The 23558-nt window shown below is 70.0% G+C and carries 15 protein-coding genes; 8 read left to right on the top strand and 7 right to left on the bottom strand.

Annotated features, from left to right (window positions below; translation table 11 throughout):
- Positions 1-44 precede the first annotated feature (44 nt).
- From ACMGEZ_RS06560 to imuA, 4 genes are all read right to left on the bottom strand, one after another.
- Positions 45-1061, bottom strand: a complete 1017-nt coding sequence (locus tag ACMGEZ_RS06560; RefSeq protein WP_436821451.1) for an aromatic ring-hydroxylating dioxygenase subunit alpha — start codon at positions 1059-1061, stop codon at positions 45-47.
- 203 nt (positions 1062-1264) lie between these two features.
- The gene (locus tag ACMGEZ_RS06565) at positions 1265-4645 is read right to left on the bottom strand and encodes an error-prone DNA polymerase (protein WP_436821452.1); all 3381 of its coding nucleotides are present in this window, start codon (positions 4643-4645) and stop codon (positions 1265-1267) included.
- Complete coding sequence (locus tag ACMGEZ_RS06570) at positions 4638-5957, bottom strand: Y-family DNA polymerase (protein WP_436821453.1); 1320 nt, start codon at positions 5955-5957, stop codon at positions 4638-4640. The genes ACMGEZ_RS06565 and ACMGEZ_RS06570 overlap by 8 nt, the downstream gene beginning before the upstream one ends.
- Complete coding sequence (imuA, locus tag ACMGEZ_RS06575) at positions 5926-6726, bottom strand: translesion DNA synthesis-associated protein ImuA (RefSeq protein WP_436821454.1); 801 nt, start codon at positions 6724-6726, stop codon at positions 5926-5928. Before imuA ends, ACMGEZ_RS06570 begins: the two co-directional genes overlap by 32 nt.
- A 13-nt stretch (positions 6727-6739) precedes the next feature.
- Here imuA and ACMGEZ_RS06580 point away from each other — a divergent pair, with 13 nt between their 5' ends.
- Positions 6740-7639: an aldo/keto reductase gene (locus ACMGEZ_RS06580; protein WP_436821775.1), complete on the top strand. Its 900-nt coding sequence runs from the start codon at positions 6740-6742 to the stop codon at positions 7637-7639.
- A gap of 17 nt (positions 7640-7656) precedes the next feature.
- On the opposite strand, the gene ACMGEZ_RS06585 is transcribed toward ACMGEZ_RS06580, so the two are convergent.
- Together ACMGEZ_RS06585 and ACMGEZ_RS06590 are read right to left on the bottom strand one after the other, a co-directional pair.
- Positions 7657-8538 (bottom strand): alpha/beta fold hydrolase, encoded by an 882-nt coding sequence (locus ACMGEZ_RS06585; RefSeq protein WP_436821455.1) that lies wholly within the window; start codon positions 8536-8538, stop codon positions 7657-7659.
- Positions 8539-8560: 22 nt separating this feature from the next.
- Entirely contained in the window at positions 8561-9391 is an 831-nt protein-coding gene (locus tag ACMGEZ_RS06590) for a DODA-type extradiol aromatic ring-opening family dioxygenase (protein ID WP_436821456.1), read from the bottom strand.
- Positions 9392-9525: 134 nt separating this feature from the next.
- Here ACMGEZ_RS06590 and ACMGEZ_RS06595 point away from each other — a divergent pair, with 134 nt between their 5' ends.
- From ACMGEZ_RS06595 to ACMGEZ_RS06615, 5 genes are all read left to right on the top strand, one after another.
- Positions 9526-11511 carry an ABC transporter ATP-binding protein gene (locus ACMGEZ_RS06595; protein WP_436821457.1) on the top strand — a complete coding sequence of 662 codons (1986 nt, stop codon included), beginning with the start codon at positions 9526-9528 and terminating at the stop codon, positions 11509-11511.
- Positions 11512-11725: 214 nt separating this feature from the next.
- Positions 11726-13108 (top strand): DUF2868 domain-containing protein, encoded by a 1383-nt coding sequence (locus ACMGEZ_RS06600; protein ID WP_436821458.1) that lies wholly within the window; start codon positions 11726-11728, stop codon positions 13106-13108.
- 250 nt (positions 13109-13358) lie between these two features.
- The gene (locus ACMGEZ_RS06605; RefSeq protein WP_436821459.1) at positions 13359-14810 is read left to right on the top strand and encodes a GTPase/DUF3482 domain-containing protein; all 1452 of its coding nucleotides are present in this window, start codon (positions 13359-13361) and stop codon (positions 14808-14810) included.
- 96 nt (positions 14811-14906) lie between these two features.
- Complete coding sequence (locus ACMGEZ_RS06610) at positions 14907-15551, top strand: CDP-alcohol phosphatidyltransferase family protein (protein WP_436821460.1); 645 nt, start codon at positions 14907-14909, stop codon at positions 15549-15551.
- 40 nt (positions 15552-15591) lie between these two features.
- Positions 15592-17142 (top strand): phospholipase D family protein, encoded by a 1551-nt coding sequence (locus tag ACMGEZ_RS06615; protein ID WP_436821461.1) that lies wholly within the window; start codon positions 15592-15594, stop codon positions 17140-17142.
- 17 nt (positions 17143-17159) lie between these two features.
- Here ACMGEZ_RS06615 and ACMGEZ_RS06620 read toward each other — a convergent pair whose 3' ends face one another.
- Positions 17160-18134, bottom strand: coding sequence for a Bug family tripartite tricarboxylate transporter substrate binding protein (locus ACMGEZ_RS06620; RefSeq protein ID WP_436821462.1), 975 nt, complete (start codon positions 18132-18134; stop codon positions 17160-17162).
- A gap of 129 nt (positions 18135-18263) precedes the next feature.
- Between ACMGEZ_RS06620 and ACMGEZ_RS06625 the strand changes: the two genes are divergently transcribed.
- Both ACMGEZ_RS06625 and ACMGEZ_RS06630 read left to right on the top strand, forming a co-directional pair.
- Positions 18264-20909, top strand: a complete 2646-nt coding sequence (locus ACMGEZ_RS06625; protein WP_436821463.1) for a winged helix-turn-helix domain-containing protein — start codon at positions 18264-18266, stop codon at positions 20907-20909.
- 7 nt (positions 20910-20916) lie between these two features.
- Positions 20917-23556, top strand: coding sequence for a winged helix-turn-helix domain-containing protein (locus ACMGEZ_RS06630; RefSeq protein WP_436821464.1), 2640 nt, complete (start codon positions 20917-20919; stop codon positions 23554-23556).
- The last annotated feature ends 2 nt before the right edge of the window (positions 23557-23558 follow it).

Below are 23558 nucleotides of genomic sequence, written 5' to 3' on the forward strand. Positions count from 1 at the left end.
GGGGGTGGGCGGCTACACGAAGTGAGCCAACCTGGGGGAGAGCTTCATCCGCCGGCTGCCATCTCCTCGACGATGCGTCGCATCTTGATGGAGGAGCCGTCAAGGGCGAGGTTGATGCGGTGCCATTGGCGCGGCTTGTCCTCGTTGCGCTGGATGGCCTCCAGCACGCGCTTGTCCTCGTTGAAGGCCATGCGAAGGTTGCTGCGCAGGCGTTCGTCGATCACCGGATCGGCGGGTGAGTTCTTCAGGCACAGCCAATGCTGCACGCAGCTGCGCTGGTCGATGGGCGTGATGAAGTGGCAGGCATACATCTGGATGCAGTCCTCGCGGTTGCCCTCCGGCGCGCCGGTGCCGGTGCGGGCCGATCCGAAGTCGATCACCGCGATGCTGGGCGCGTGATAGTGGTAGTAGTGCCAGCGGTCCACGTTGCCCCCGAAATCCTTGAGGCCTTCGAAGATCGGGATCAGCGGCCCGTCGATCACCCAGCGCCAGGTCACGACCTTGTTGCCCTGGCGCTCGTGCTGCACGCGCGTTTCCTCGCGGCCGGCGCTCGCCAGCGTGGTCTGGTGCACGTAGACCACGTGGGTCGGGTCGCAGAGGTTGTCCGCCAGGCTCAGGTAGTTGGCCTGCACGAGCAGCGCATCGCCCTCGACCACGCTGTAGGCCGGGTCGTCGTACTGTGGCAGTCGGAACACCTGGCTGCGGTCGGCTTTTTCAGCATCGCCCATCCACACCCAGACCATGCCCATGCTCTCGGCGGTGGGAAAGCTGCGCACGCGGAAGCTTTCCGGCACGCGCGGCATGCCGGGCGCATGCACGCAGCGGCCGCTGCAGTCGAAGGTGAGGCCGTGGTAGGCGCACTGGATGGCATCGCCCTGGAGCCAGCCGATGGTCAGCGGCGCCAGCCGGTGCGGGCAGGCGTCCTCGAGCGCGGCGACGACGCCCTCTTCCGTGCGATAGACCGCGAGGTCTTCCTCGAGCACGCGGCGCGCGACGATCTCGCGTCCGATGTCCCGCGACCAGGCGAGCGGGTACCAGGCGTTGTAGGCGAAGGCGGTCATGGGCGTCTGTCCTCGTGGGTGGCCGGCGGCTTGCATGACGCGGAGCGCTGCAGAAAGCATGCCAGCAGTAAGTAAGCGACTTCTCCAATTTCATGGAGAGGATACTTAATTTCAGGGCGCGTGTACCCCGGGTTTGCACCGGGAAGCGGCATTGGCGTGCCCCGTCGTCGTGCACGCGCTGGCAGGCCGTTCCCGCCAGTGACTCAGTGGAAGTCGCGGCTCCTGCTGCTGTTCGCAAGGCGCCCCAGCAGCGGCGTCAGGTCCCGGAAGCCGGTGGCCACCACGTGCCGCACCTCGCCGCCGCTGTCCACGTCGCGCTGCCAGGTGCCCTGCACCGCGAGCAGCTGCGACTTCAGCACCTGCTCGCGCCAGGCCTCGACGACGTGCTTCCAGACGATCACGTTGACGTTGCCGGTCTCGTCCTCGAGCGTGACGAAGATGGTGTCGTTGGCGGTCTGCGGGCGCTGGCGGCCCATGACCATGCCGCAGGCGCGCACCATCCGGCCGCTGGGCAGGTCGCGCAGCTGCTCGGCACTGCTGAGCTTCATGCGCGCGAGCCGCGGGCGCAGCAGCGCCAGCGGATGGCGGCGCAGCGTGAAGCCGAGCGAGGCGTAGTCGCCGACGATCTCCTCGCCCTCGGGCGCCAGCGGCAGCTGCAGCGCGCGCTCATGGATGGGCACGCCCTTGAGCAGCGCCGGCGCGCGCCGCTGCGCGGTGGCGTCCCAGACCTGCTGGCGCCGATGGCCCGAGAGTGCGAGCAGCGCATCGGCCGCGGCGAGCGCAGCCATGTCCTTGGCGTCGAGCTCGGCGCGCAGGGCCAGGTCCTCGGTGCTGGTGAAAGGGGCCTGGATGCGGGCATCGACGATGCGTTGGGCGCCGGCTTCGCTGAGGCTCGTGATGCGGCGCAGGCCTAGGCGGACGGCGGGTTGGTGGGGGGTGCCGAGGCGGGTGGCGAAATGGGAGGGGATGGCTTGCGGTGGCTGCTGCCCCCATCCCAGCTTTCCCTCAGAGGGGGAAGGAGCAACAGCCCGAGCTTCCAGGGTGCAGTCGAGCTCGCTCATCGTCACGTCGACTGCACGCACCTCGACACCATGCCGTCTGGCGTCCTGCACCAGTTGAGAAGGCGAATAGAAGCCCATGGGCTGCGAATCGAGCATGGCGGCCAGGAAGCAGGCGGGCTCGTGCAGCTTGATCCAGCTGCTCACGATCACCAGCAGCGCGAAGCTGGCGGCATGGCTTTCGGGGAAGCCGTATTCGCCGAAGCCCTGGACCTGCTTGAAGATGGCTTCGGCGAACTCGCGGTCGTAGCCGTTGTCGATCATGCCGTCGACCAGCGGCTCGTGGAACTTCTCGACGCCGCCCTTGCGCTTCCAGGCCGCCATCGAGCGGCGCAGCCGATCGGCCTGGTCGGGCGAGAACCTGGCCGCGATCATCGCGATCTGCATCACCTGCTCCTGGAAGATCGGCACGCCGAGGGTGCGGCCCAGTGCCGGGATGAGGTCGGGGTAGCGGTAGTCGATCTCGCCGCCCTTCCGGAGCTTCTCGCGGTTCTTGAGGTACGGATGCACCATGCCGCCCTGGATCGGCCCCGGCCGCACGATGGCCACCTCGATCACCAGGTCGTAATAGCAGCGCGGCTTGAGGCGCGGCAGCATCGACATCTGCGCCCGGCTCTCGATCTGGAACACGCCGATGGTGTCGGCATCGCAGATCATGTCGAACACGGCTTCGTCGTCGTTCGGTATCTGGTGCATCTGCAGCGCCGTGCCGCGCCAGCCGTTGACGAGGGCCAGCGCGCGCCGGATGGCGCTCAGCATGCCCAGGGCCAGCACGTCGACCTTGAGCATGCCCATGGCCTCGAGGTCGTCCTTTTCCCACTGGATGACCGAGCGGTCCTTCATGGACGCGTTCTCGACCGGCACCAGGCGCGTGAGCTTGCTCTGCGTGAGCACGAAGCCGCCCACGTGCTGGCTCAGGTGGCGCGGAAATCCGCGCAGCTGCTGCGTGAGCTCGATCCACTGCAGCAGCCGCGGCATGGCTTCCTGCACGCCCGAGCGCTGCATCGCCTCTTCCAGCCGCTGGTCGAGCACCACGCCGTCGAACCAGTAATGGTCCTTGGCGAACTCGTCGACCAGGCGGGCATCGATGCCCAGCGCCTTGCCCACGTCGCGCACCGCGCTGCGCGAGCGGTAGCAGATCACGACCGCGGCGATGGCGGCACGCTCGCGGCCGTACTTCTCGTAGATGTACTGGATCACCTCCTCGCGCCGCTGGTGCTCGAAGTCGACGTCGATGTCGGGCGGCTCGCGGCGCTCGCGGCTCAGGAAGCGCTCGAACAGCAGGTTGCCGGTCTCGGGGTTGATGGCGGTGATGCCCAGGCAGAAGCAGACCGCCGAATTGGCCGAGGAGCCGCGGCCCTGGCACAGGATGTTCCTGGAGCGCGCGAAGCGCACGATGTCTTCCACCGTGAGGAAGAACATCTCGTAGTGCATCTCGATGATGAGGTCGAGCTCGTGCCGGATCTGGCCTTGCACCTTGTCGGGAACGCCCTGCGGATACTTCTCGCGCGCGCCCTCCCAGGTCTTGCGCACCAGCGTCTGGGCCGGCGTCTCGCCGTTCGCCACGTTCTCGAGCGGGTACTTGTAGTGCTCGCGGATCACGTTCAGGTCGAAGGTGCAGCGCCGCGCGACCTCGATGGTGTTGGCCAGCAGCTCGGCCGGGTAGAGGTTCGACAGGCGCAGCCGCGAACGCAGGTGCCGCTCGGCATTGGACTGCAGCGCGAAGCCGCATTCGGCGACCGCCCTGCCCTCGCGCACGGCCGTGATCACGTCCTGCAGCGGCTTGCGCGAGCGCACGTGCATGTGCACGTCGCCGGCCGCCACCAGCGGCACGCCGGCCTGCGCGCCGGCCTGCAGCAGCGTGGCGAGCCAGAGGTCGTCGTCGAGCTCGTTGGGCAGCTCGGCCGCGATCCAGAGATGGCCCGCGAAGAGGCGCGCGACCTCGGCCACGTCGGCGCGCAGCGTTTCGGCGTCGGGCGTGGTGCCGGGCGTGCGCAGGGGCACGAAGAGGATCTCGCAATGACGCAGCGAGGCGATGTCGCTGCCTTCCCAGCTCACCTCGTAGGTGCCCTTGGGCGCCGTGATGCGCGCGGCGGTGATGAACTCGCAGAGGTTGCCCCAGCCTTCGAGATCGTGCGCGATCGCCACCAGCTTGAAGCGCTCGAAGCGGAACTCGCTGCCGAAGAGCAGCCGGAAAGGATGATGCTCCGATGGATCGAGGTTTTCGAGGAGCTCCCGCAGCCCTTCGAACGCCCGCACCACGCCGGCCACCGAGCATTCGTCGGTGATCGCGAGCGCCTCGTAGCCGAGCTCGTAGGCGCGCTGCACGAGGTCCTCGGGATGCGAGGCCCCGCGCTGGAAGCTGAAGTTCGTGAGGCAGTGCAGCTCGGCATAGGCCGGCAGGCCCGGCGGCATCGGAGCCATCGGCGGCCCGGCTTCCGGCTGCGGCAGCCGCGGCGGCAAGGCATGCACCGTGGCCGAGGCACGCGTGCGTTTCTGCATCTGCTTGTCGCTGAGTTCAGGCATACAGGCCTTGCAGGTACCAGCGCGGCGTGCCGGAAGTGAAGCAGGACGAGGGCCGCTCGCGGTAGATCCACACCAGGCCGGCGCCGGGGCTTTCCGCGATGTAGTAGTCGCGCACCGCGGGCTGGCCCTCGCCCCACCAGCCGGTTTCCACCCGCTGCGGCCCGATCAGCTTGCGCAGCGGCCCCTGGTAGCACGGGCGCTCGCCTTCCATGTCCAGGAGCAAGGGCTCCCGCAAGAGCCAGGGTGGGTAGATGGCGTCGGCTGCCTTGTTGGCGTGGCCAGCCTCGGCCGGGAGCTTGTGCAATGCCGGCTGCCACGCCTGCCGGCATTCGGGCCGATGGTCGGCCCGCGCGACCGCACGCAGCACCTGCTGCGGCCCGAGCCGCGCGCTGAGGCGCTCGACCAGCTCGTGCAGCTTGTCGCCCTTGCGGTTGTCTTCCGGCAGGAAGCTGGTGCTGGCGCCGGCCCAGGGCGCAGTCTCGATCGAGCGCAGGCGCAGCCAGCTCGCGGGCGCAGCCAGGGTCGTGAGCGCGAGCCGCTCGGACAGGAGGCGCCGCAGGTGCGCCATGTCCTGCGTGGGCTCGGCCGTGCGCACCGTCACCTGCTGGTGCGGCGGCAGCGCGACGCCGTCGAGCCGCTTCAGGTCGAGCGTCCACTGCAGCTCCAGCGCCAGCACGCCGCGCTGGCGCGCGCGCAGCCAGATCTGCAGCGCCGCCAGCAGGCGGTTGGCCGACCACATGAGTTCGGGCGCGCCCTCGGCCAGCGCGGGCAGCTCCAGCTTCTGCTCGAAGGCGTCGGGCAGTTGCAGCCAGTCATGGCTGTCGGGCGCGAGGCCGTAGGCCACGTCCAGGGCGGCGCGCAAGGCCTTGCCGAAGCGGCGCGAGAGGCCGCCGCGTGGCAGCTTTTCGACATCGCCCCAGCTGCGACAACCGAGATGCGACAGAACCGCGAGGTGATCGCGGGCCGCGCTCAGGGTGTCGAGGGGCAGGCCGGAGGGCAGCTCGTGCGGCGGCTGCTCGCCGCGCGCGAACATGCGCAGCCGCGCCAGCGCGACCAGGCTGGTGGCGCCCTGCGCGCGCTGCACGGGGACGTCCGGCACCGGGTTGAGCCGCGCGATCTCGCGCATCAGGGCCAGGCGCCCGCCCCACAGCCGCTCGCAGGCCGAAACTTCGAGCAGCAGGGCCTCGCCGTCGACCCAGGCGACGCGCGGCGTGAACTGCAGGGCCCACCAGCCGAGCGCCTCGGGCGATGGCAGCGGCACCTCCTTGGCGGCTGCGATCTCAGGCGACCAGCGCAATGCGATCCAGTGCATGGCCTTGCTCTGTATGGAGGTCGAGGCGGACCACGGTCGCGCCCTCGGTCTTGGGCGGCAGCCCGCCCTCCTGCTGCTGCCGCAGCTTGCGCCGGAGCTGGCCGGCCGCGAGCAGCGCCGTCATGCGCTCGCTGCGCGCCGGCAGTTGCAGGGGTGCGGCCAGCGGCGGGCCGCGGCGCTTGAGGATGTGGACGTCGATCTGCGCGGCATCCGCGGCGCAGCTGGCGAGCCGCAGGCGCAGCCGCGCCGGCGAGGCCGAGTGTTCCGCCGCGTCGGGGCGAAACACGAACAGCAGGCGGTCGTGCTGCGCCGCCGCGAGCTGCAGCCGCCGCAGCTCGCCCACGCGCGCCTGCGGCAGCCAGGCCAGCACGGCGGCCTCTTCGGCGCAGCGCAGGGCCTGCTCACAAGCCCACAATCTTGCGGCGCTGGCTTCGCTGCGCACCCACAGCAGCGCCTCGACCGGCAGGCCTTGGGCCGCGAGCGCGGGGCCGAAGGGCTCCTGCGGCGCGCCGATCAGCACGACCGGGCCCGCGCCGCCCTGCACTGCCTGCGCCAGCGCGGGCAGCAGCAGTTGCCAGGCATGCGCCTCGGGCGCGGCCTGCAGCAGCTCGGTCATTGCGCCCACCGGCCAGCCGCCGCCAGGCAACTGCGCATCGAGTGCCGCATGGCCGGTGCCGATGACCTGCCCATCCGCCAGGCCCAGCGTGTCCCCGCGCCAGACCTTGTGGCGAGCGGCAGTGGAGAAGGAGTCGAAGGAAGGCAGGCCCATGGCGATCAGATGACTGTATTTTTATACAGTATTTCGGGTCCCATGTTTTCTTTTTGCAAGTCCGGGACGATCATGCGGAAAAGCCATGGACATGACCACCCGCCCCATCCCCTCCACCCGCGAAGCCCTGCCGGTGATCGGCTGCGGCACCTGGATCGGCTTCGATGTCAGCCCCGGCAGCGCCGAGTACCAGCGCCTGCCGGGCGTGCTGGATGCCCTGTTCGCCGCCGGCGGCACGCTGATCGACAGCTCGCCGATGTACGGCCGCGCCGAGGCGGTGGTGGGCACTCTGCTGGCCGCGAGCGGGCAGCGCGACAAGGCCTTCCTCGCCACCAAGGTCTGGACCTCCGGCCACGAGGCCGGCATCGCGCAGATGGAGCAGTCCTTCCAGCGCCTGCGCACCGAGCGCATCGACCTGTTGCAGGTGCACAACCTGGTCGACTGGCGCACCCACCTGGCGACGCTGCGCGACTGGAAGGCGCAGGGCCGTGTGCGCTACATCGGCATCACGCACTACACCGCCTCGGCCTACGCCGATGTCGAAGCAGTGCTGCGCGCCGAGCCGCTCGACTTCCTGCAGATCAACTACTCGATCGACGCGCGCCAGGCCGAGGAGCGCCTGCTGCCGCTCGCAGCCGAGCGCGGCGTGGCGGTGATCGTCAACATGCCCTTCGGGGGCGGCGGGCTGCTGCGCCGGCTGCGCGCCAGCCCCCTGCCCGGCTGGGCGGCCGAGATCGGCTGCGCGAGCTGGGCGCAGCTGCTGCTGAAGTTCGTGCTGAGCCATCCGGCCGTGACCTGCACCATCCCGGGCACCAGCCGGGCCGAGCACATGGCGGACAACGCGGCGGCGGCAACGGGCAGCTTTCCCGACGCGGGCTTCTGGCAGCGCCACGCGGCTTCGCTGCCGCTCTGAGCTCCAAGGGGCCTTCGCTAGGCGAAGAAGCGCAGCAGCAGCGCGTTGACTTCCATCGCCTGCTCGTACTGCACCCAGTGGCCGGCGCCCTCGATCACGACGCCTTCGCGCTGCGGACGTCCCGCCGCGAGCTGGGCCACCAGCGCGCGCGAATCGGCCGTCACGTCATGCTCGCCCCACAGCAGAAGCGTCGGTCCGGCAAAGGCATCCAGCGCCGCCTGCAGCCCGCCAGCCATCGAGACCTCCTTGCTGCGAAAGCGCGTGCCGTGGCAGGAAAGGTCGTGGATGGCGAAGGCCAGGGCGTCGATGGCAGCGGGGTCGTGCAGCATCAGCGCGCGCAGGTTGTACAGCAGCGCCGAGCGCTCCTCCAGCCTGTCCCTCGCCTCGCGCCAGTTGATCATCTGCACGCTCATGCGGCGCATGGTGCCGTGTCCCGCGCTGCCCAGTAGCGCGAGTCGGCGCACATGGCCGCGCCGCAGCGCGAACTTCGAAGCGACCAGTCCGCCGAAGGAGAAGCCGGCCAGGTCGATGGGCGCCTCGGCATCGATCAGGGCGGCCAGCGAGCCGACCAGCGCATCGAGCGCCGGGTCCAGCGGCGCCTGGCCGGCCTCCGGCTGCGGCGGCGTGTCGGAGTCGTTGAAGCCGGGCATGTCCGGCAGCCACACGGCGCGCGCGGCACAGAGCGCCTCGATGTTGCGCAACCAGTGCATCCAGCTGCCATGGCCGCCATGCAGGAGCACCAGCGGCGGCCGCAGGTCGTTGTGTTCGCCGAACCGGCGCCAGCGCACGCGCCGGCCGGCATGCAGCACATCGTGATGGGTGGAGAGCGCGTCGATGCGGGCGATCAGCCGATGCGCGCTCGCATCGGCGGCGGGGTCGAAGATGGTGTGTTCGGGCACCGGAGGATTGTGCAGCGCACGCTCAGGCGGCATCACCTGCAGCCGCACCGAATCGATAGCTCGACACCGCGATGCCGCCCATGAAGGCGTCCTCGTGGTAGATGCGCACGCCCGCATCCTGCCCCGCCGCGCCCACCGCGACCATCAGCGGGATCAGGTGCTCCTCGCGCGGATGCGCCAACCGCGCCGCAGGTGCCTGGGACCAGTCCAGCAGGCGCTCGACCCGCCGGGCGGGATCGGCATCGACGGTTTCCGCCAGCCAGTCGTCGAAGGCCTTGGACACTTCGCGCGCCTGCGGGCCGAAGTTGCGCAGGTTGTGGTAGCTCAAGCCGCTGCCGACGATCAGCACGTTCTCGTCGCGCAGCGGCGCCAGTGCGCGGCCCAGCGCCACGTGCTCGGCCGGGTCGAGCCCGCGCCGGAGCGACAGCTGCACCACCGGCACCTCGGCCTTCGGGTACATCGCGGCCATCGGCGAGAACATGCCGTGGTCGAAGCCACGCTCGGCATCGAAAGCCGAGGGCAGGCCGGCCGCCTCGACCAGGCCCTGCACGCGGCGTGCCAGCGCGGGCGAGCCGGGGGCGTCGTAGTGCACCTGGTAGGTGTGCTCGGGGAAGCCGCCGTAGTCGTAGATCATCGGCGGCTTGGGGTTGCCCATCACGGTGAAGGCCGGCGCCTCCCAGTGGGCGGAAACCATCAGGATGGCCTCGGGCGTGCGGCCGATCTGGCGCGGCATGTCGGCCAGCGCGGCTTCGAGCTGCGCGTAGGCATCGCCCATCTCCTTCTTCATCCACGGCCAGGGTCCGCCGCCGTGGGAGATGAAATAGGTGGGAAGGGTCTGTGGGGTCGTGCTCATCGAATGCTCCTCGCGTGCAGTCTAGGGTTTGGGCGACCAGGATGCACAGCCCTGCCATGGAATCCCGGCGAAACCCTCGCCGAGCACATGAGCATATGCACCGCTACAGTGACGCCTCACTGGAGACCGCCTCCTTGTTCACCTACTTCGAAAAACTACTCGACCCCTACCCTCCCGCCGAACCCAGGCTTCCGCCAGGCGGCTTTTTCGCCTTTCTCTGGGCCTGCACCGAGGGCCTGCGCGGAAAGATCCTCGCGATGGCGCTGCTCACGGCGGCGATGTCGGCCTTCGAGGCGCTGCTGTTCGCGATGCTGGGTCGCATCGTCGACTGGCTCGGCAACCAGGTGCCGGCCCGGCTGTGGGAAGAGCGCGGCACCACGCTGATGTGGCTGGGCGTCGCCCTCGCCGCCAGCATTGCCGTGGTGGCGCTGCAGACCATCGTCAAGCACCAGACGCTGGCGGTGAACCTGCCGATGCGCCTGCGCTGGAACTTCCACCGGCTGATGCTGGGCCAGAGCATGGCCTTCTACCAGGACGAGTTCGCCGGCCGCATCACGGCCAAGGTGATGCAGACCGCGCTGGCGGTGCGCGAAACCATCTTCGTCCTGGCCGATGTGCTGGTGGCCATGGCGGTGTACGTTGCCACCATGATCGTGCTGGCGGCTGTGCTCGACCGCCAGCTGATGCTGCCCTTCATGATCTGGCTCGTGCTCTACATCGCCATGCTGTTCTTCTTCGTCCCGCGGCTGGGCAAGATCGGCAAGGCCCAGGCCGATGCGCGCGCCATGATGACCGGCCGCATCACCGACGCCTACACCAACATCGCCACCGTCAAGCTGTTCTCGCATGCGCACCGCGAGGCCGGCTTCGCGCGTGCGGCCATGCAGGACTTCATGGCCACCGGCTACGGCCAGATGCGGCTGGTGAGCGCTTTCGAGATTGCCAACCACACGCTCAGCATGGGCCTGACCGCCGGCATGGCGGGCACGGGCCTGTGGCTGTGGTCGCAAGGCGCGGTGGGCGTCGGCGCGGTGGCGGCGGCGACCGCGATGGCGCTGCGCCTGCAGGGCATGTCGCACTGGATCATGTGGGAGATGACCAGCCTGTTCGAGAACATCGGCACGGTGCAGGACGGCATGAAGACGCTGTCGCGGCCACGCACCGTGCTGGACGCGCCCGGTGCCGCCACGCTCACCGTGCCGCGCGGCGAAGTCCGTTTCGAGCACGTCAGTTTCCGCTACGGCCTGGACCCTGACGAAGGCGGCCGCCGCGTGATCGACGACCTCACGCTGACCGTCGCACCCGGCGAGAAGATCGGCCTGGTCGGCCGCTCCGGCGCCGGCAAGTCCACGCTGGTGAACTTGCTGCTGCGCTTCCACGACCTGGAAAGCGGCCGCATCCTGGTCGACGGCCAGGACATCGCGCACGTCACGCAGGATTCGCTGCGTGCGCACATCGGCATGGTGACGCAGGACACCTCGCTGCTGCACCGCTCGGTGTCCGACAACATCGCCTACGGCCGGCCCGATGCGAGCGCGGCGGCGATCCGCGGGGCGGCCGAGCGCGCCGAGGCGCACGACTTCATCCAGACCCTGGGCGACCCGAGCGGCCGCCGCGGCTACGAGGCGCATGTGGGCGAACGCGGGGTCAAGCTCTCGGGCGGCCAGCGCCAGCGCATCGCCATCGCGCGCGTGATGCTGAAGGACGCGCCGATCCTGCTGCTCGACGAGGCGACCAGCGCGCTCGACTCCGAGGTCGAGGCCGCGATCCAGGCCAGCCTGTACCGGCTGATGGAGGGCAAGACCGTGATCGCAATCGCGCACCGGCTTTCCACCATCGCGGCCATGGACCGGCTGATCGTGCTCGACCAGGGCCGCGTGGTCGAGCAAGGCGACCACCAGACGCTGCTGGCCCGGGGCGGGCTCTACGCGCGGCTGTGGGCGCACCAGAGCGGCGGCTTCCTGGGCGAGGACGACGAGGATGGCGACCGGGAAGGCGGCGGCGAGGGACCCGGAATCCCTGGCGAGTCCTACAGTGCGCGAAGTCGGGCGACTACAACCCGCCAGCCGGTTGCTGGCACTGTGGAGCTGTCTTCAACGCAAGAGGAGCCTGCGCCGTGAATTCCATCATCTACATCGTCGGTCTGGTCGTCGTGGTCGTGGCCGTCCTGTCCTTCTTCGGACTGCGCTGACATCCGCCAGCCCTGCAACACTTTCCTGCCTCGTCGGAGGCAGCACCACGGGGCCGGTTGCGGCCCCGTTTTTCATCGCCGGACCGCCCTGAGTTTCACGGTGGCCCCCGGGCATAATTCCGCGCTCTTCTCGAAGGAAGCCGTTGAATCCCGGAGCGCTCCCCTTTTCTTTTCAGGATGCGGCGGTCGCCGAGGCCGTGCAACTGGTCGAGGAAGCCGGCCCGCTCGACGATGCGCAGGCCATGCGCCAGGCGATGGCGGCGCGCGCCGATGGCGCCGGACGGATCGTCGAGCGGGCCCGCGTCCTGGGCCAGCGCCTCGGACTGCAGGACGAGCTGGCCCGCGCCAGTGCCTGGGCGCCCTGGATCCTGCTGGCGCTGGTCGCGCTGATCGTGCTCGGCGGCCTGACGCTCGCCGGCAGCGTGGTCGGCGGCAGCGAGCGCAGCATCAACGTGGTGGTGGCGCTGGCCAGCCTGCTCGGCCTGCATCTGCTCACCCTGCTGCTCTGGCTGCTCGGGCTGGCGCTGCCCCTGGGTTCCCTCAATCTCTCCCTCGGCTGGCTTTGGCTGGCGCTTACCGCGCGCGTGGCCGGGGGGCGCCAGGGCCAGGCGCCGCTGCTGCTGCGCGCTGCCACGCGGCTGCTGGTCCGTGCGCGGCTCGCGCCGTGGGCGCTGGGCTTGGTGAGCCATGCGATCTGGTCGCTCTCCTTCGGCGTGGTGCTCGCCGTGCTGTTGTTCGCACTGGCCTTCCGCAGCTACACGCTGAGCTGGGAGACCACCATCCTCGACCCGGCCTTTTTCGTGCACGCCGTCCAGTGGCTGGGGCATGCGCCGGGCTGGCTGGGCTTTCCGGTGCCGGATGCGCAGACCGTGCTGTCGCCGCAGGCGGCCACCGCCGGGCAGCGCGACTGGGCGCTGTGGCTCACCGGCTGCATCCTGGTCTACGGGCTGCTGCCGCGCCTGTTCTTCACGCTGCTGTGCGCGGCCGTCTGGTGCTCGCGCCGCCGGGCGCTGCAGCCCGATCTGTCGCAGCCTTACCACCGCCGCCTGCTGGCGCGCTTCGAGGCCCTGGCGCCGCGGCAGATCGTCGATGCCGATCCCGGCAGCGCGCGGCATGACGCGCTGGTCGGCCTGGCCGCGGACCAGACCCGCGACACGCTGATGGCCATCGGCTTCGAGCTGCCGCAGGAGTTGCCTTGGCCCCCGGCCGCGCTCGACGCCGCGGGGGCGCAGGCGCTGCGGGTCGACGGCAGCGCCGGGGCCCGCCGCGAGGCATTGGACCTGCTCGCACGGCTGCGGCCGCGCCGCGTGCTGGTCGGCTGCAACGCGGCCGCCAGCCCCGACCGCGGCACCGAGCGCTTCCTGCGCGAAGTCGCGGCGCTCAGCAGCGAATGCCGGCTCTGGCTGCAGGGCAGCGGCGCCACGCCCGAGGCGCGCAGCCGCTGGCATGCCTGGCTCGCCGATGCCGGCCTCGAGCGCATCGAAGCCAGCGACGAAGCACGGGGCGCGCTGCGCGGCTGGACATGAGCGCCGCCCGGCCGCCCGAAGGCGCGAAAGCCCTCGCGGGGGGCAGCGCAGTACACGAAGTGACGAGCGTGGGGGCACTATTGACCGCCGCCCGGCCGCCCGAAGGCGCGAAAGCCCCCGCGGGGGGCAGCGCAGTACACGAAGTGACGAGCGTGGGGGCACTGTTGACCGCCGCCCGGCCGCCCGAAGGCGCGAAAGCCCCCTCGGGGGGCAGCGCAGTACACGAAGTGACAAGCGTGGGGGAGATTGCGTGAGCTTTCCCGACCCCATCCGCATCGCAGTGGTCGGCCACACCAACGCCGGCAAGACCTCGCTGCTGCGCACGCTCACGCGGCGCGTGAACTTCGGCGAGGTGTCGCAGCAGCCCGGCACCACGCGCCATGTCGAGGCCATCGAGCTGCAGGTGGACGGCCGTGCGGCGGTGCGCTTCCTGGACACGCCCGGGCTCGAAGATGCGGTCGCGCTGCGCGAGCACATCGACGCCCTCGACGAGCGCGGCGAGCTCACGCCGCCCGAACGCATCCGGCGCTTTCTCGCCGGGCCCGAGGCGCACGGCGTGTTCGAACAGGAGGCCAAGGTGCTGCGCGCCCTGCTGGAGGTCGACGCCGCCTTCCTCGTGATCGATGCGCGCGAGCCGGTGCTGCCCAAGTTCCGCGCCGAGATCGAGCTGCTCGGCGCCTGCGGCCGGCCGCTGCTGCCGGTGATGAACTTCCTGCGTAGCGCGGGAAGCCGCGAGGACGACTGGAAGGCGGTGCTCCCGGCCTACGGGCTGCATGTGGTGGTGCGCTTCGACGCAGCCGCGCCCTTCGTCGGCGCGGAGCGCGAGCTTTACCGCGACCTCGCCACGCTGCTGCGCGAACGGCGCGCGCAGCTCGACCGGATTGCCGCCTTCCTCGACGAAGAATCCGCCCGGCGCCGCGAAGCGGCCTGCGAGCGCATCGCCGAGCTGCTGGTCGATGCGGCCGCAATTCGGCGCACGGCCTCGGCAGTCGAGTTCGAGATCGCGAGCAGCCGCGAGCGCCTGGTCGGCGCCCTGCAGAAAGCCGTGTTCGACAAGGCGCAGCGCTGCGCCTCCGACCTGCTGGCCCTCTACGGCTTTCGCGAGAACGATGCCGACGAGGCGCCGCTGCCGCTGGTGGCAGGCCGCTGGACCATGGACTTCTTCCACCCCGAGGCACTGAAGGACGCCGGCCTCCTGCTCGGCAAGGGCGTGGCGGTCGGCGCGGCCGTCGGCGTGGTGGCCGACTTGGCGCTGCACGGCCTGTCGCTGGGCGCGGGCGCGGCGCTGGGCGGGGCCATCGGCGGCGCGCTCTCGCAGGGCTTCGGCCCGCTGGGCCGCAAGCTCGCCAACAAGCTGCGCGACGTGCACGAGCTCACGGTCGAGGACCGCGTGCTGGTCGTGCTCGCGGCCTGGCAACTGAAGCTGCTGCGCGCGCTGGAGCAGCGCGGCCATGCCGCCGTCGATCGCATTGCCGCCCACACGTCGACGGGCACGCCGATGGACGACCTGGAAGCCGCCCGGCGCCCGTTGGCCGAGCTGGTGCGCGCTGCCCAGCCCGCGCGCAGCCATCCCGACTGGGACAGCGGAGCCCGCCTGCGCTGGCGCGAGACGCCCCAGCGGCGCGACCTGGTGCTGCGGGTGGCGCGGCAGGTGCCGCCCGCCATCGAGGCCTTCGAGAAGAACATTCGAGCGGGGAGCTGACGGCAAGCCCGGGCCCGTGGCATCGGACGGCGACTACACGCGGCCGGCGCCAGTTGCGCTAAGGTCCATCGCATCCCGACCCACCGAGGCGCAGACATGTCCACCCCTTCCCCGGTCGCGGCGCGGCCCCGCAAGCACTTCTCGATGATCCGCGGCTTCCACCTGGCCGACTTCTTCACGCTCGGCAACGCGGCCTGCGGCGTCGGTGTCGTGTTCCTCGCGATGGCCTACGTCGCGAGCCAGCAGCGCGCGCATTTCCTCTGGGCCGCGGCGCTGGCGCCTGCCGCCTTCATCTTCGATGTCTTCGACGGCCGCATCGCGCGCTGGCGGCAGACGCAGTCGGCCCTCGGGCGCGAGCTGGACTCGCTGGCCGACGTCATCTCCTTCGGCGTCGCGCCCGCGGCGCTCGGCTTCGCGGCCGGGCTTGATGGCGGGTGGGACTGCCTGATCCTCACCTATTTCGTCTGCTGCGGCGTGAGCCGGCTGGCCCGCTACAACGTCACCGCAGAGTCGCTTTCAGGGGGCGGTGACAAGGTCAAGTACTTCGAGGGCACGCCGATCCCGACCAGCGTGGTGCTGGTCGGCGTGCTGGCCTGGGCCGCCTGGCAGGGCCGTCTCGGCGAGGCGGTGTGGGGCGGCGCGTGGATGCTCGGGCCGTGGGTGCTGCATCCGCTGACCCTGCTGTTCGCGCTGTCGGGAACGCTGATGATCAGCAAGACGCTGCGGATTCCGAAGCTGTAGGCAAGCTCGCGCGACCCGCAGGCCGGTTACGCTCGCCGGCATGCGATCCCTGCGCGCCTTCCTTGCACTTTCGCTGGCCCTCGTCCTCGCGGCCTGCGCGACGCTGCCGGCGACGGTCCAGCGCTCGCCGTCGTCCGCCTTCACCGGCACCGACGACACCTTCCTCGGCAAAGCCCTGGCGCCGGAGTTGGCCGCGCATCCGGGACTCACCGGCATCCTGCCGCTGATCGACGCCCGCGAGGCCTTCGCGGCGCGGATGGCGCTGGCCCAGGCGGCCGAGCGCAGCCTGGACATGCAGTACTACATCTGGCGCGGCGACACCACCGGGCAGCTGCTGTTCGAGGCCGCCTGGGCGGCGGCAGAGCGTGGCGTGCGCGTACGCCTGCTGCTCGACGACAACAACACCAGCGGGCTGGACGGCACGCTGGCCGTGCTCGATGCGCATCCGAAGCTCGAGGTCCGGCTCTTCAATCCTTTCCCCAACCGCGGCCTGCGGGCCGGGGACTTCGCGCTCGACTTCTCGCGCGTCAACCGCCGGATGCACAACAAGTCGTTCACGGCGGACAACCAGGTCGCCATCGTCGGCGGCCGCAACGTCGGCGACGAATACTACGGGGCCCACCAGCTGCTCGGCTTCCAGGACCTCGACGTCGTCGCGGTCGGGCCCGTGGTGCGCGAGGTCTCGCGGCAGTTCGACCTGTACTGGAACAGCGAGGCCGCCTACCCTGCCACTGCCCTGCTCGGCAAGCCGCCACCCGACGCGGCGGCGCGGTTGCTCGCGCAATGGGCCGGCCTGCGCCAGCAGCCGCAGACGCAGGACTACCTGGAGGCCGTGCGCCAGACGCCGCTGATGCGCGAGGTGGCCGCGCGCCGCCTGCCCTTCGAGTGGGCCGATGCGCACGTCGTGAGCGACCTGCCGTCGAAGGTGCAGGCGCCCGAAGGGCACGAGCAGCAGCTCATGTTCCCCCTGCTCAAGCAAGCGATGGGCGAGCCCCGGCGCGAACTCGACCTGGTGTCGCCCTACTTCGTGCCCGGCGCGGAGGGCGCGCAGGAACTCGCCGCGCTGGCCCGGCGCGGCGTGGTGGTGCGCGTGCTGACCAACTCGCTGGCCGCGACCGATGTCGCCGCGGTGCACGCCGGCTATGCCCGCTACCGCAAGGAGCTGCTGACGGCCGGCGTCATCCTCTACGAGCTCAAGCCCGGCGCCGCGCCGCCGCCTCCGCCGGAGGAGGAAAAGCGCCGCAATCCCGGCGGCAGCTCGGCCGCGAGCCTGCATGCCAAGACCTTCGCGGTGGACCGCAGCCGCATCTTCGTCGGCTCCCTCAACCTCGATCCGCGCTCGGTGCACCTCAACACCGAGATGGGCGTCGTGATCGACAGCCCCACGCTCGCCCGGCGCCTGGGCGTGGAGATCGACCAGGCGGTGCCGACCCAGGCTTACGAGGTGCGCCTGCCGCAAAAAGGCGGCATGGAGTGGATCGACCGCGGCCCCGACGGCGAGACACGCTACAGCAGCGAGCCCGATACGCGCTGGCTGCGGCGCCTGTGGGTCGACTTCCTGTCGCTGCTGCCGATCGAGTCGCTGCTGTAGGGCCAGCACACCAGAGCTCATTGGCGCGGGATGCGGGCACGCGCGATCACCTCGCCCCAGCGCCTGATCTCGTAGTCGAGCAGCGTCGCCAGTTGTTCAGGGCTGCTGGCGCGCGGCTCGACACTCACGTCCGCGAACTGCTTCTTCACCTCTTCCGACTGGAGCACCTGCCGTACCTCGCGTGCGAGGCGAGTGACGATGTCGCGGGGCGTTTTCGCGGGCGCGGCCAGCGCGCTCCACGAGCTCACGTTGAAACCCTCGATCCCGGCGCTCTGTGCCACCGTGGGCACCAGCGGCAGCTGTGGCGAACGCGTTTCGCCGAACACGGCCAAAGCGCGAATATTCTGAGCCTGGATCTGCGGCATGAGCGGTGGCAGGAACTCCACGGCCGCATCGATCTGCCCGCTGCGCAGTGCGGCGATCACGGCCGGCGTGCCGTTGAACGGCACCACCTGCAAGTCGACCTGCGCCGACAACCTGAACAGCTCGGCCGCGAGATGCTGGGTACTGCCGACGTTGACGGTGCCGAGATTCAGTCCGCCGGTCTGCTGCCGGACGAACGCGAGCAATGCCCGCAGGCTCTCGAAGCTCGAAGTGCCTGGCACGACAAGCGCCAGATCGAACTGGCCCAGCGAGGAGATCGGGGAGAAGTCCTTGCGTGCATCGAAAGGCAGGCGCTTGAACAGGCTCTGGCTCACCGCCGTGGCGTTGGTCATCAGTAGCAGCGTGTAGCCATCCGGCGCGGCCTGGGCCACCGATTCGCCGGCAACCGCACCGCCCGCGCCCGGGCGGTTGTCCACCAGCACGCTTTGGCCGAGCCGCTGGCCGAGAACCCGGCCGACCACGCGCGCAGTGAAATCGGCCGCACCACCGGCACCGAAGGGCACAACCAGGCGGATCGGCTTGACCGGGTAGTCCTCCGCATGGGCTGGCCAGGCGCTCAGGGTGACGGGCGTCGCCGTGGCACTCGCAAGAAAGAGGCGTCTTCGCATGTCGTTCGGCCAAGCCCCGGGCATCGAAACAGTCTTCATCTTCTCCTACCCGGCGAGATGATTCAACGGTGATCCATGCGGATTTGCCGCCGTTGCACGGCTGTGCCGCAGGTCTATAGTCCGATTCCCATGCAGTCCGTCAGCCTCGCCAGAGCCAAGATCCAGGCGCCCCGCTTCCGGAGCGGACTGATCCAGCGCGAGGATCTGGAACAGCACCTCGGCGATGCACTGGCGAGCCGACGATTGGTGCTTCTGGTGGCACCAGCGGGCTACGGCAAGACGGCCGCGCTGTCGCGACAGCTGCAGCGGCTTCCTCCAGGCTGCGCCGTCGTCTGGCTCACGGCGGACGAGGAAGACGATCTGCAGCGGCTCCTCTCCCACCTGATCGAAGCGCTGGAACCCCTCGATCCGCCGTGGCGCCTGGCCCCCGAGGCCTTGCTCGAGCTCGTGGCCCAGGGCCGGCTGCGCGAGGCCGCAGCCGCATTGCTCGGCGCGCTCGAGGCCACCGACACGGCCAACGGCGTGATCGTGCTGGACGACCTGCATGCCGTCGCGGACGCCCGCGTATTCGAGTTCCTGGGCCACCTGCTCGAAGGCTTGTCGCAGAACTGGACGCTCGTCATTGCGACGCGCCTGGAGCCGCCGCTGGCGCTGGGGCGCTGGCGCGCGCGGCGCGAAATCGCCGAGTTCGACGAGACGGCCCTGAGCTTCTCGCGGCAGGAAGTGCAGGATCTGTGGCGCCATGCCACCGGGCAGGACGATCCGGAGCGCGCGGGGCGCCTGCACGAGCGCACTCAAGGCTGGGCCGCCGGGCTCTGCCTGAGCCTCGAAGCATCCGAAAAATCGACGGCCAGTGCGCCCACGGGCACTTGGCACAACCGCCGCCACCTTTTCCAATACCTCGCCAGCGAGGTTCTCGAGGACTTGCCGGACGAGCTGCAGGAGTTTCTGCTGCGCTGCTCCCTGCTTTCCGAGCTCACGGCGCCGCGCTGCGAGCAGATCAGCGGCAATCGGCGCGCGGCGCTGCTGCTGGAGGACATCGAGCATCGCCGGCTGTTCACTTCCGTGCTCGACGGCGAAGAGCTGACCCTGCGCCTGCACAATCTTTTCCGCGACTTCCTGGAAGAGCGCCTGCGCCGTATCCATCCGGAGGAAGTCCCGGCCCTGCTGCGCCTTGCCGCCGAGGGCGAGACAGACCCGGTGCGCCGCACGCTCATGCTCTTGCGCGCGGGCGCCTGGGACGAAGCGCAGCAGAGCCTGGCCGATGCCACGGCAGACATGCTGGCCTGCGACGAAGGCAACCAGGTGATTCGCCTCGTCGAGCAGTTTCCCGCCGACATCCAGGCCCAGTCGCCCGTGCTGGCCTACGCCCGGGGCCTGTGCGCCTGGCCGCACTACCAGTATGGCGCGGTACGGTCGGCCATGGAACACGCCGCGGCCGGGTTCGACGCCATGGGGCGGCACGACGACGCGCAGCGCGCCCGGGCCATGCAGGCGCTGGCCATGTTCTTCTGCGGCCACATGGCAGATGCCCGGCGCCTGAGCCAGGCTGTTCGCTCCCGTCCCATGGACCTCGAAACCGAGACGCTCAGCGAGCTGCTCGACTGCTGGTACGAGGCCTACCACGGCCCGGTCGACGGACCCGGCGAGCGCCTTGCCAAGGTCGTCGACCTGCTGGTTCGAGGCGGCAGCGCCGAACTGTGGCTTCGCTGCCAGACTCGCGTCAACGTGCTCATCAGCCGCCCCGGCATGAGCGCGCAGATCCAGCGCCTGGTCCACGGCGCCAGGGCGGCCGCAGGCGACGGATATTGGTCCCTGCAGGCCAATGCGAACCTGACGGAAGCCTGGCTGTTTCTCTGGCAAGGCAGGATCGCCGAGCTGGAAGCCGCATTCCAGAAGATCGAGGAAGATTCCCAGTGGCTGGGCCAGCCCCCCGGCTTGCGCATTCGGCTGCTGACACTGAAGGTCATGTACCAGGTGATCTGCGACGACCGGGACGCCGTGCGCGCAACCCGCGACGCCATCGCCGCGCATGCCGCCTTGCTGGAACGCTCAGGCGAACTGGCACTGTCGTACCTCGCCGTCGCCGTGAGGGCCTCCGCCGCCATCGGGGACTGGCCTGCCGTGCGCATGCACTTGCCTTCGTTTCACGTCGATAGCGGCCGCGAGAACGCCAGCCTGCAGATGTTCCTGCGCGCCTCCGAGGCGCAGCTGGCAATGCACGAAGGACACCTTGGCGAGGCACTGACGACGCTTCGCGACCTGGCGACAAGATCAGCCCTGTTCGACACCAACAGCCTCGATGCCACGGTGCGGACACAGCTTGCGCTCGCCGAGCTCGCCGGTGGTTCGCCAGCAGCCGCCTGGCGAGCGCTGGAGCCGCTGATCGAGCGCGTATCGGCCAGCGGCGATGTCGGGCAAGTCCTGGTCACTGGCCTGCGAGGCTTGACCGAGCTGTCGCTCGCGCCGTGGGGTGGCGCCGCTTCCGGGGAAGGGCTCGCAGCCCTGCGCCGATGGCTCGAGATTGCGCGCCGGTTCAAAGACGGCTCGCAGGTGCAGCCGCGTGCCTCGGGACCCCAGGAAGGGGGTCTCAGTGCCCGGGAACTCCAGGTCCTTGCATTGCTGGCCGAAGGCCGAAGCAACAAGCTGATTGCACGGGCCCTGGACCTGAGCCCGCATACCGTCAAGCGCCATGTCGCACGCATCCTCGACCGGCTCGACCTGGCCTCGCGCATGCAGGCGGCCGAGTGGTACCGAGCACGCTTCAACGGCTGAGGGGCGCATGCAATCCGCCAGCCTCGCCAGAGCCAAGATCCAGACGCCCCGTTTCCGCAGCGGCCTGATCGAACGCAGCGAGCTCGAGCGGCAGCTCGGCGAGGCGCTGGCGAGCCGGCGCTTGGTGCTTCTGGTGGCACCGGCCGGCTACGGCAAGACGGCTGCCCTGTCGCGACAGTTGCAACGGCTTCCCGCGGGCTGTGCGGTCGCCTGGCTCACCACCGACGAAGACGACGATCTCCAGCGGCTGCTGGCCTACCTGATCGAAGCGCTGGAGCCGCTGGATCCTCCATGGCGCCTGGCGCCAGAGGCCTTGCTCGAGCGGGTGGACCAGGGACGCCTGCGCGAGGCGGCGTCGGCCTTGCTCAACACGCTCGAAGCCACCGACACGCCGGACGGCGGCGTGCTCGTGCTGGATGACCTGCATGCCGTCACGGACGCGCGCGTCTTCGAGTTCCTGAACCAGTTGCTCGAAGGCCTGCCGCCGAACTGGACGCTGGTGATTGCCTCGCGCGTGGAGCCGCCGCTGGCGCTCGGGCGCTGGCGGGCGCGGCGGGAAGTCGCCGAGTTCGACGAGACCGCGCTGAGCTTCTCGAGGAAGGAAGTACAGGATCTGTGGCGCCACGCCACCGGCGAAGACGACCCCGAGCAGGCAGATCGCCTGCTCGAGCGGACCCAGGGCTGGGCCGCCGGACTCTGCCTGAGCCTCGAGGCATCGCAAAAGTCGGCCAACAGGGCGCCGATGGAAGCGCGGTACAACCGCCGCCACCTGTTCGACTACCTGGCCACCGAAGTCCTCGAAGATCTCCCGGGCGAACTGCAGGAGTTTCTGCTGCGCTGTTCGTTGCTGTCCGAACTCACGGTGCCGCGCTGCGAGCAGATCAGCGGCAACCCGCGCGCGGCTGAACTGCTGGAGGAACTCGGGCGGCGCCGGCTATTCAGCTCGATGCTCGACAGCGACGAGCTCACGCTGCGCCTGCACGACCTCTTTCGCGATTTCCTGGAGGAGCGACTGCGCCGGCTCCATCCCGAAGAAGTCCCGACGCTGTTGCGCCTCGCCGGCCAGGGCGAGGCGGACCCCCTGCGCCGCACGCTCACCTACCTGCGCGCGGGCGCCTGGCAGGAGGCCGAGCAGAGCTTGGCCGACGGGACGGCGCACATGCTGGCGGACGACAGAAGCGCCCAGATCATCCGCATGATCGAGCAGTTCCCGGCCGACATCCAGGCCCGCTCGCCCTGGCTGGCCTATGCCCGAGGCTTGTGCGCGTGGCCGCGATACCAGTACGCCACGGTACGGTCGAGCATGGAGCATGCCGCGGCCGGCTTCGACGCGCTGGCGCGTCACGACGATGCGCAACACGCCCGGGCCATGCAGGCGCTGGCCATGATCTTCTGCGGCCAGATGCAGGCGGCCAAACGCCTGGGCCAGGCCATTCGCTCCCGGCCCATGGACCTGGAAACCGAGACGCTCAGCGAGGTGATCGACTTCTGGTACGAGGGCCATCACGGCCCGGTCGACGGACCCGGCAATCGCCTCGCCAAGGTCGTCGACCTGCTGACGCGAGGCGACAGCGCCGAACTGTGGTTTCGCTGCATGGCGCTCTTCAACATCTTTCTCGGCCGCCCCGGCGTGAGCGCGCAGCTTCAACGCCTGCTGCGCGGCGCCAGGGCCGCCGCAGGCGAGGGGCACTGGTCCCTGCACGTGATGGAAGCCTGGGTGCTGCTCTGGCAAGGCAGGCTCGCCGAACTGGGAACGGTGCTGCAGGACATCGAAGAAGATTCCCGCTGGCTCGGCGAGCCCTCGGGCTTGCGCATCCGGCTGGCCACGCTGAAGGTCCTGTACCAGGTTGCCAGGGACGACATGGACAACCTGCGCGCGACGCGCGACGTCATCGCCGCGCACGCTTCATTGCTGGACCGCTCCAGCGATATGTATCTCGCCGTCCTCGGCATCCTCGTGAAGGCTTGCGTCGCCCTCGACGACTGGACGGCCGTGCGCACGCACCTGCGCTCGTTCCAGGTCGAGCCAGGCCGCGAGAACCCTTGCACGCAGATGCTCATACACAGCTTCGAAGCGCAGTTGGCCTTGCACGACGGCCACCTCGGCGAGGGCCTCGCGATGTTGCGCGAACTGGTGACGAAGTCGTCCCTGCTCGACTCGGTCTACCTGGACGTGACCGTGCGAACGCAACTGGCACTCGCCGAGCTGGCCGATGGTTCGCCGGCTGCCGCGTGGCGAGCGCTGGAGCCGCTGATCAAGCAGGTGACGGCGAGCGGCAATGTGGGCCAGGTCTTGATCGTGGGCCTCCCGGTCCTGACCCGGCTGTCGCTCGCCACGTGGGACGGTGCTGCGTCCAGGGAAGGGCTGGCAGTTCTGCGCCAATGGGCCGAGACGGCCCGGCAGTTCCAGGCCGGCGCGCAGGAAAAGCCGCGCAGCCGGGCAGCCCAGCAGGATGCGGGCCTCAGTCCGCGAGAACTCGAAGTCCTCGCGTTGCTGACCGCCGGGCTCAGCAACAAGCTGATCGCCAGGACCCTGGACCTGAGCCCGCACACCGTCAAGCGCCATGTCGCGCGCATCCTCGACCGGCTCGACCTGGCCTCGCGCATGCAGGCCGCGAACTGGTACCGCACGCGCTTCGGGGGCTGAGG

Source organism: Variovorax stachyos (genome assembly GCF_051400855.1).
In the GTDB taxonomy this organism is placed as follows: Bacteria; Pseudomonadota; Gammaproteobacteria; order Burkholderiales; family Burkholderiaceae_C; genus Variovorax.

Bases quoted from the DNA above. Each gene is read 5' to 3' on its own strand.
- ACMGEZ_RS06560 (WP_436821451.1), bottom strand. From the start codon at position 1,061: ATGACCGCCTTCGCCTACAACGCCTGGTACCCGCTCGCCTGGTCGCGG.
- ACMGEZ_RS06565 (WP_436821452.1), bottom strand. From the start codon at position 4,645: ATGCCTGAACTCAGCGACAAGCAGATGCAGAAACGCACGCGTGCCTCG.
- ACMGEZ_RS06570 (WP_436821453.1), bottom strand. From the start codon at position 5,957: ATGCACTGGATCGCATTGCGCTGGTCGCCTGAGATCGCAGCCGCCAAG.
- imuA (WP_436821454.1), bottom strand. From the start codon at position 6,726: ATGGGCCTGCCTTCCTTCGACTCCTTCTCCACTGCCGCTCGCCACAAG.
- ACMGEZ_RS06590 (WP_436821456.1), bottom strand. From the start codon at position 9,391: ATGAGCACGACCCCACAGACCCTTCCCACCTATTTCATCTCCCACGGC.
- ACMGEZ_RS06610 (WP_436821460.1), top strand. From the start codon at position 14,907: ATGTCCACCCCTTCCCCGGTCGCGGCGCGGCCCCGCAAGCACTTCTCG.
- ACMGEZ_RS06615 (WP_436821461.1), top strand. From the start codon at position 15,592: ATGCGATCCCTGCGCGCCTTCCTTGCACTTTCGCTGGCCCTCGTCCTC.
- ACMGEZ_RS06620 (WP_436821462.1), bottom strand. From the start codon at position 18,134: ATGCGAAGACGCCTCTTTCTTGCGAGTGCCACGGCGACGCCCGTCACC.
- ACMGEZ_RS06625 (WP_436821463.1), top strand. From the start codon at position 18,264: ATGCAGTCCGTCAGCCTCGCCAGAGCCAAGATCCAGGCGCCCCGCTTC.
- ACMGEZ_RS06630 (WP_436821464.1), top strand. From the start codon at position 20,917: ATGCAATCCGCCAGCCTCGCCAGAGCCAAGATCCAGACGCCCCGTTTC.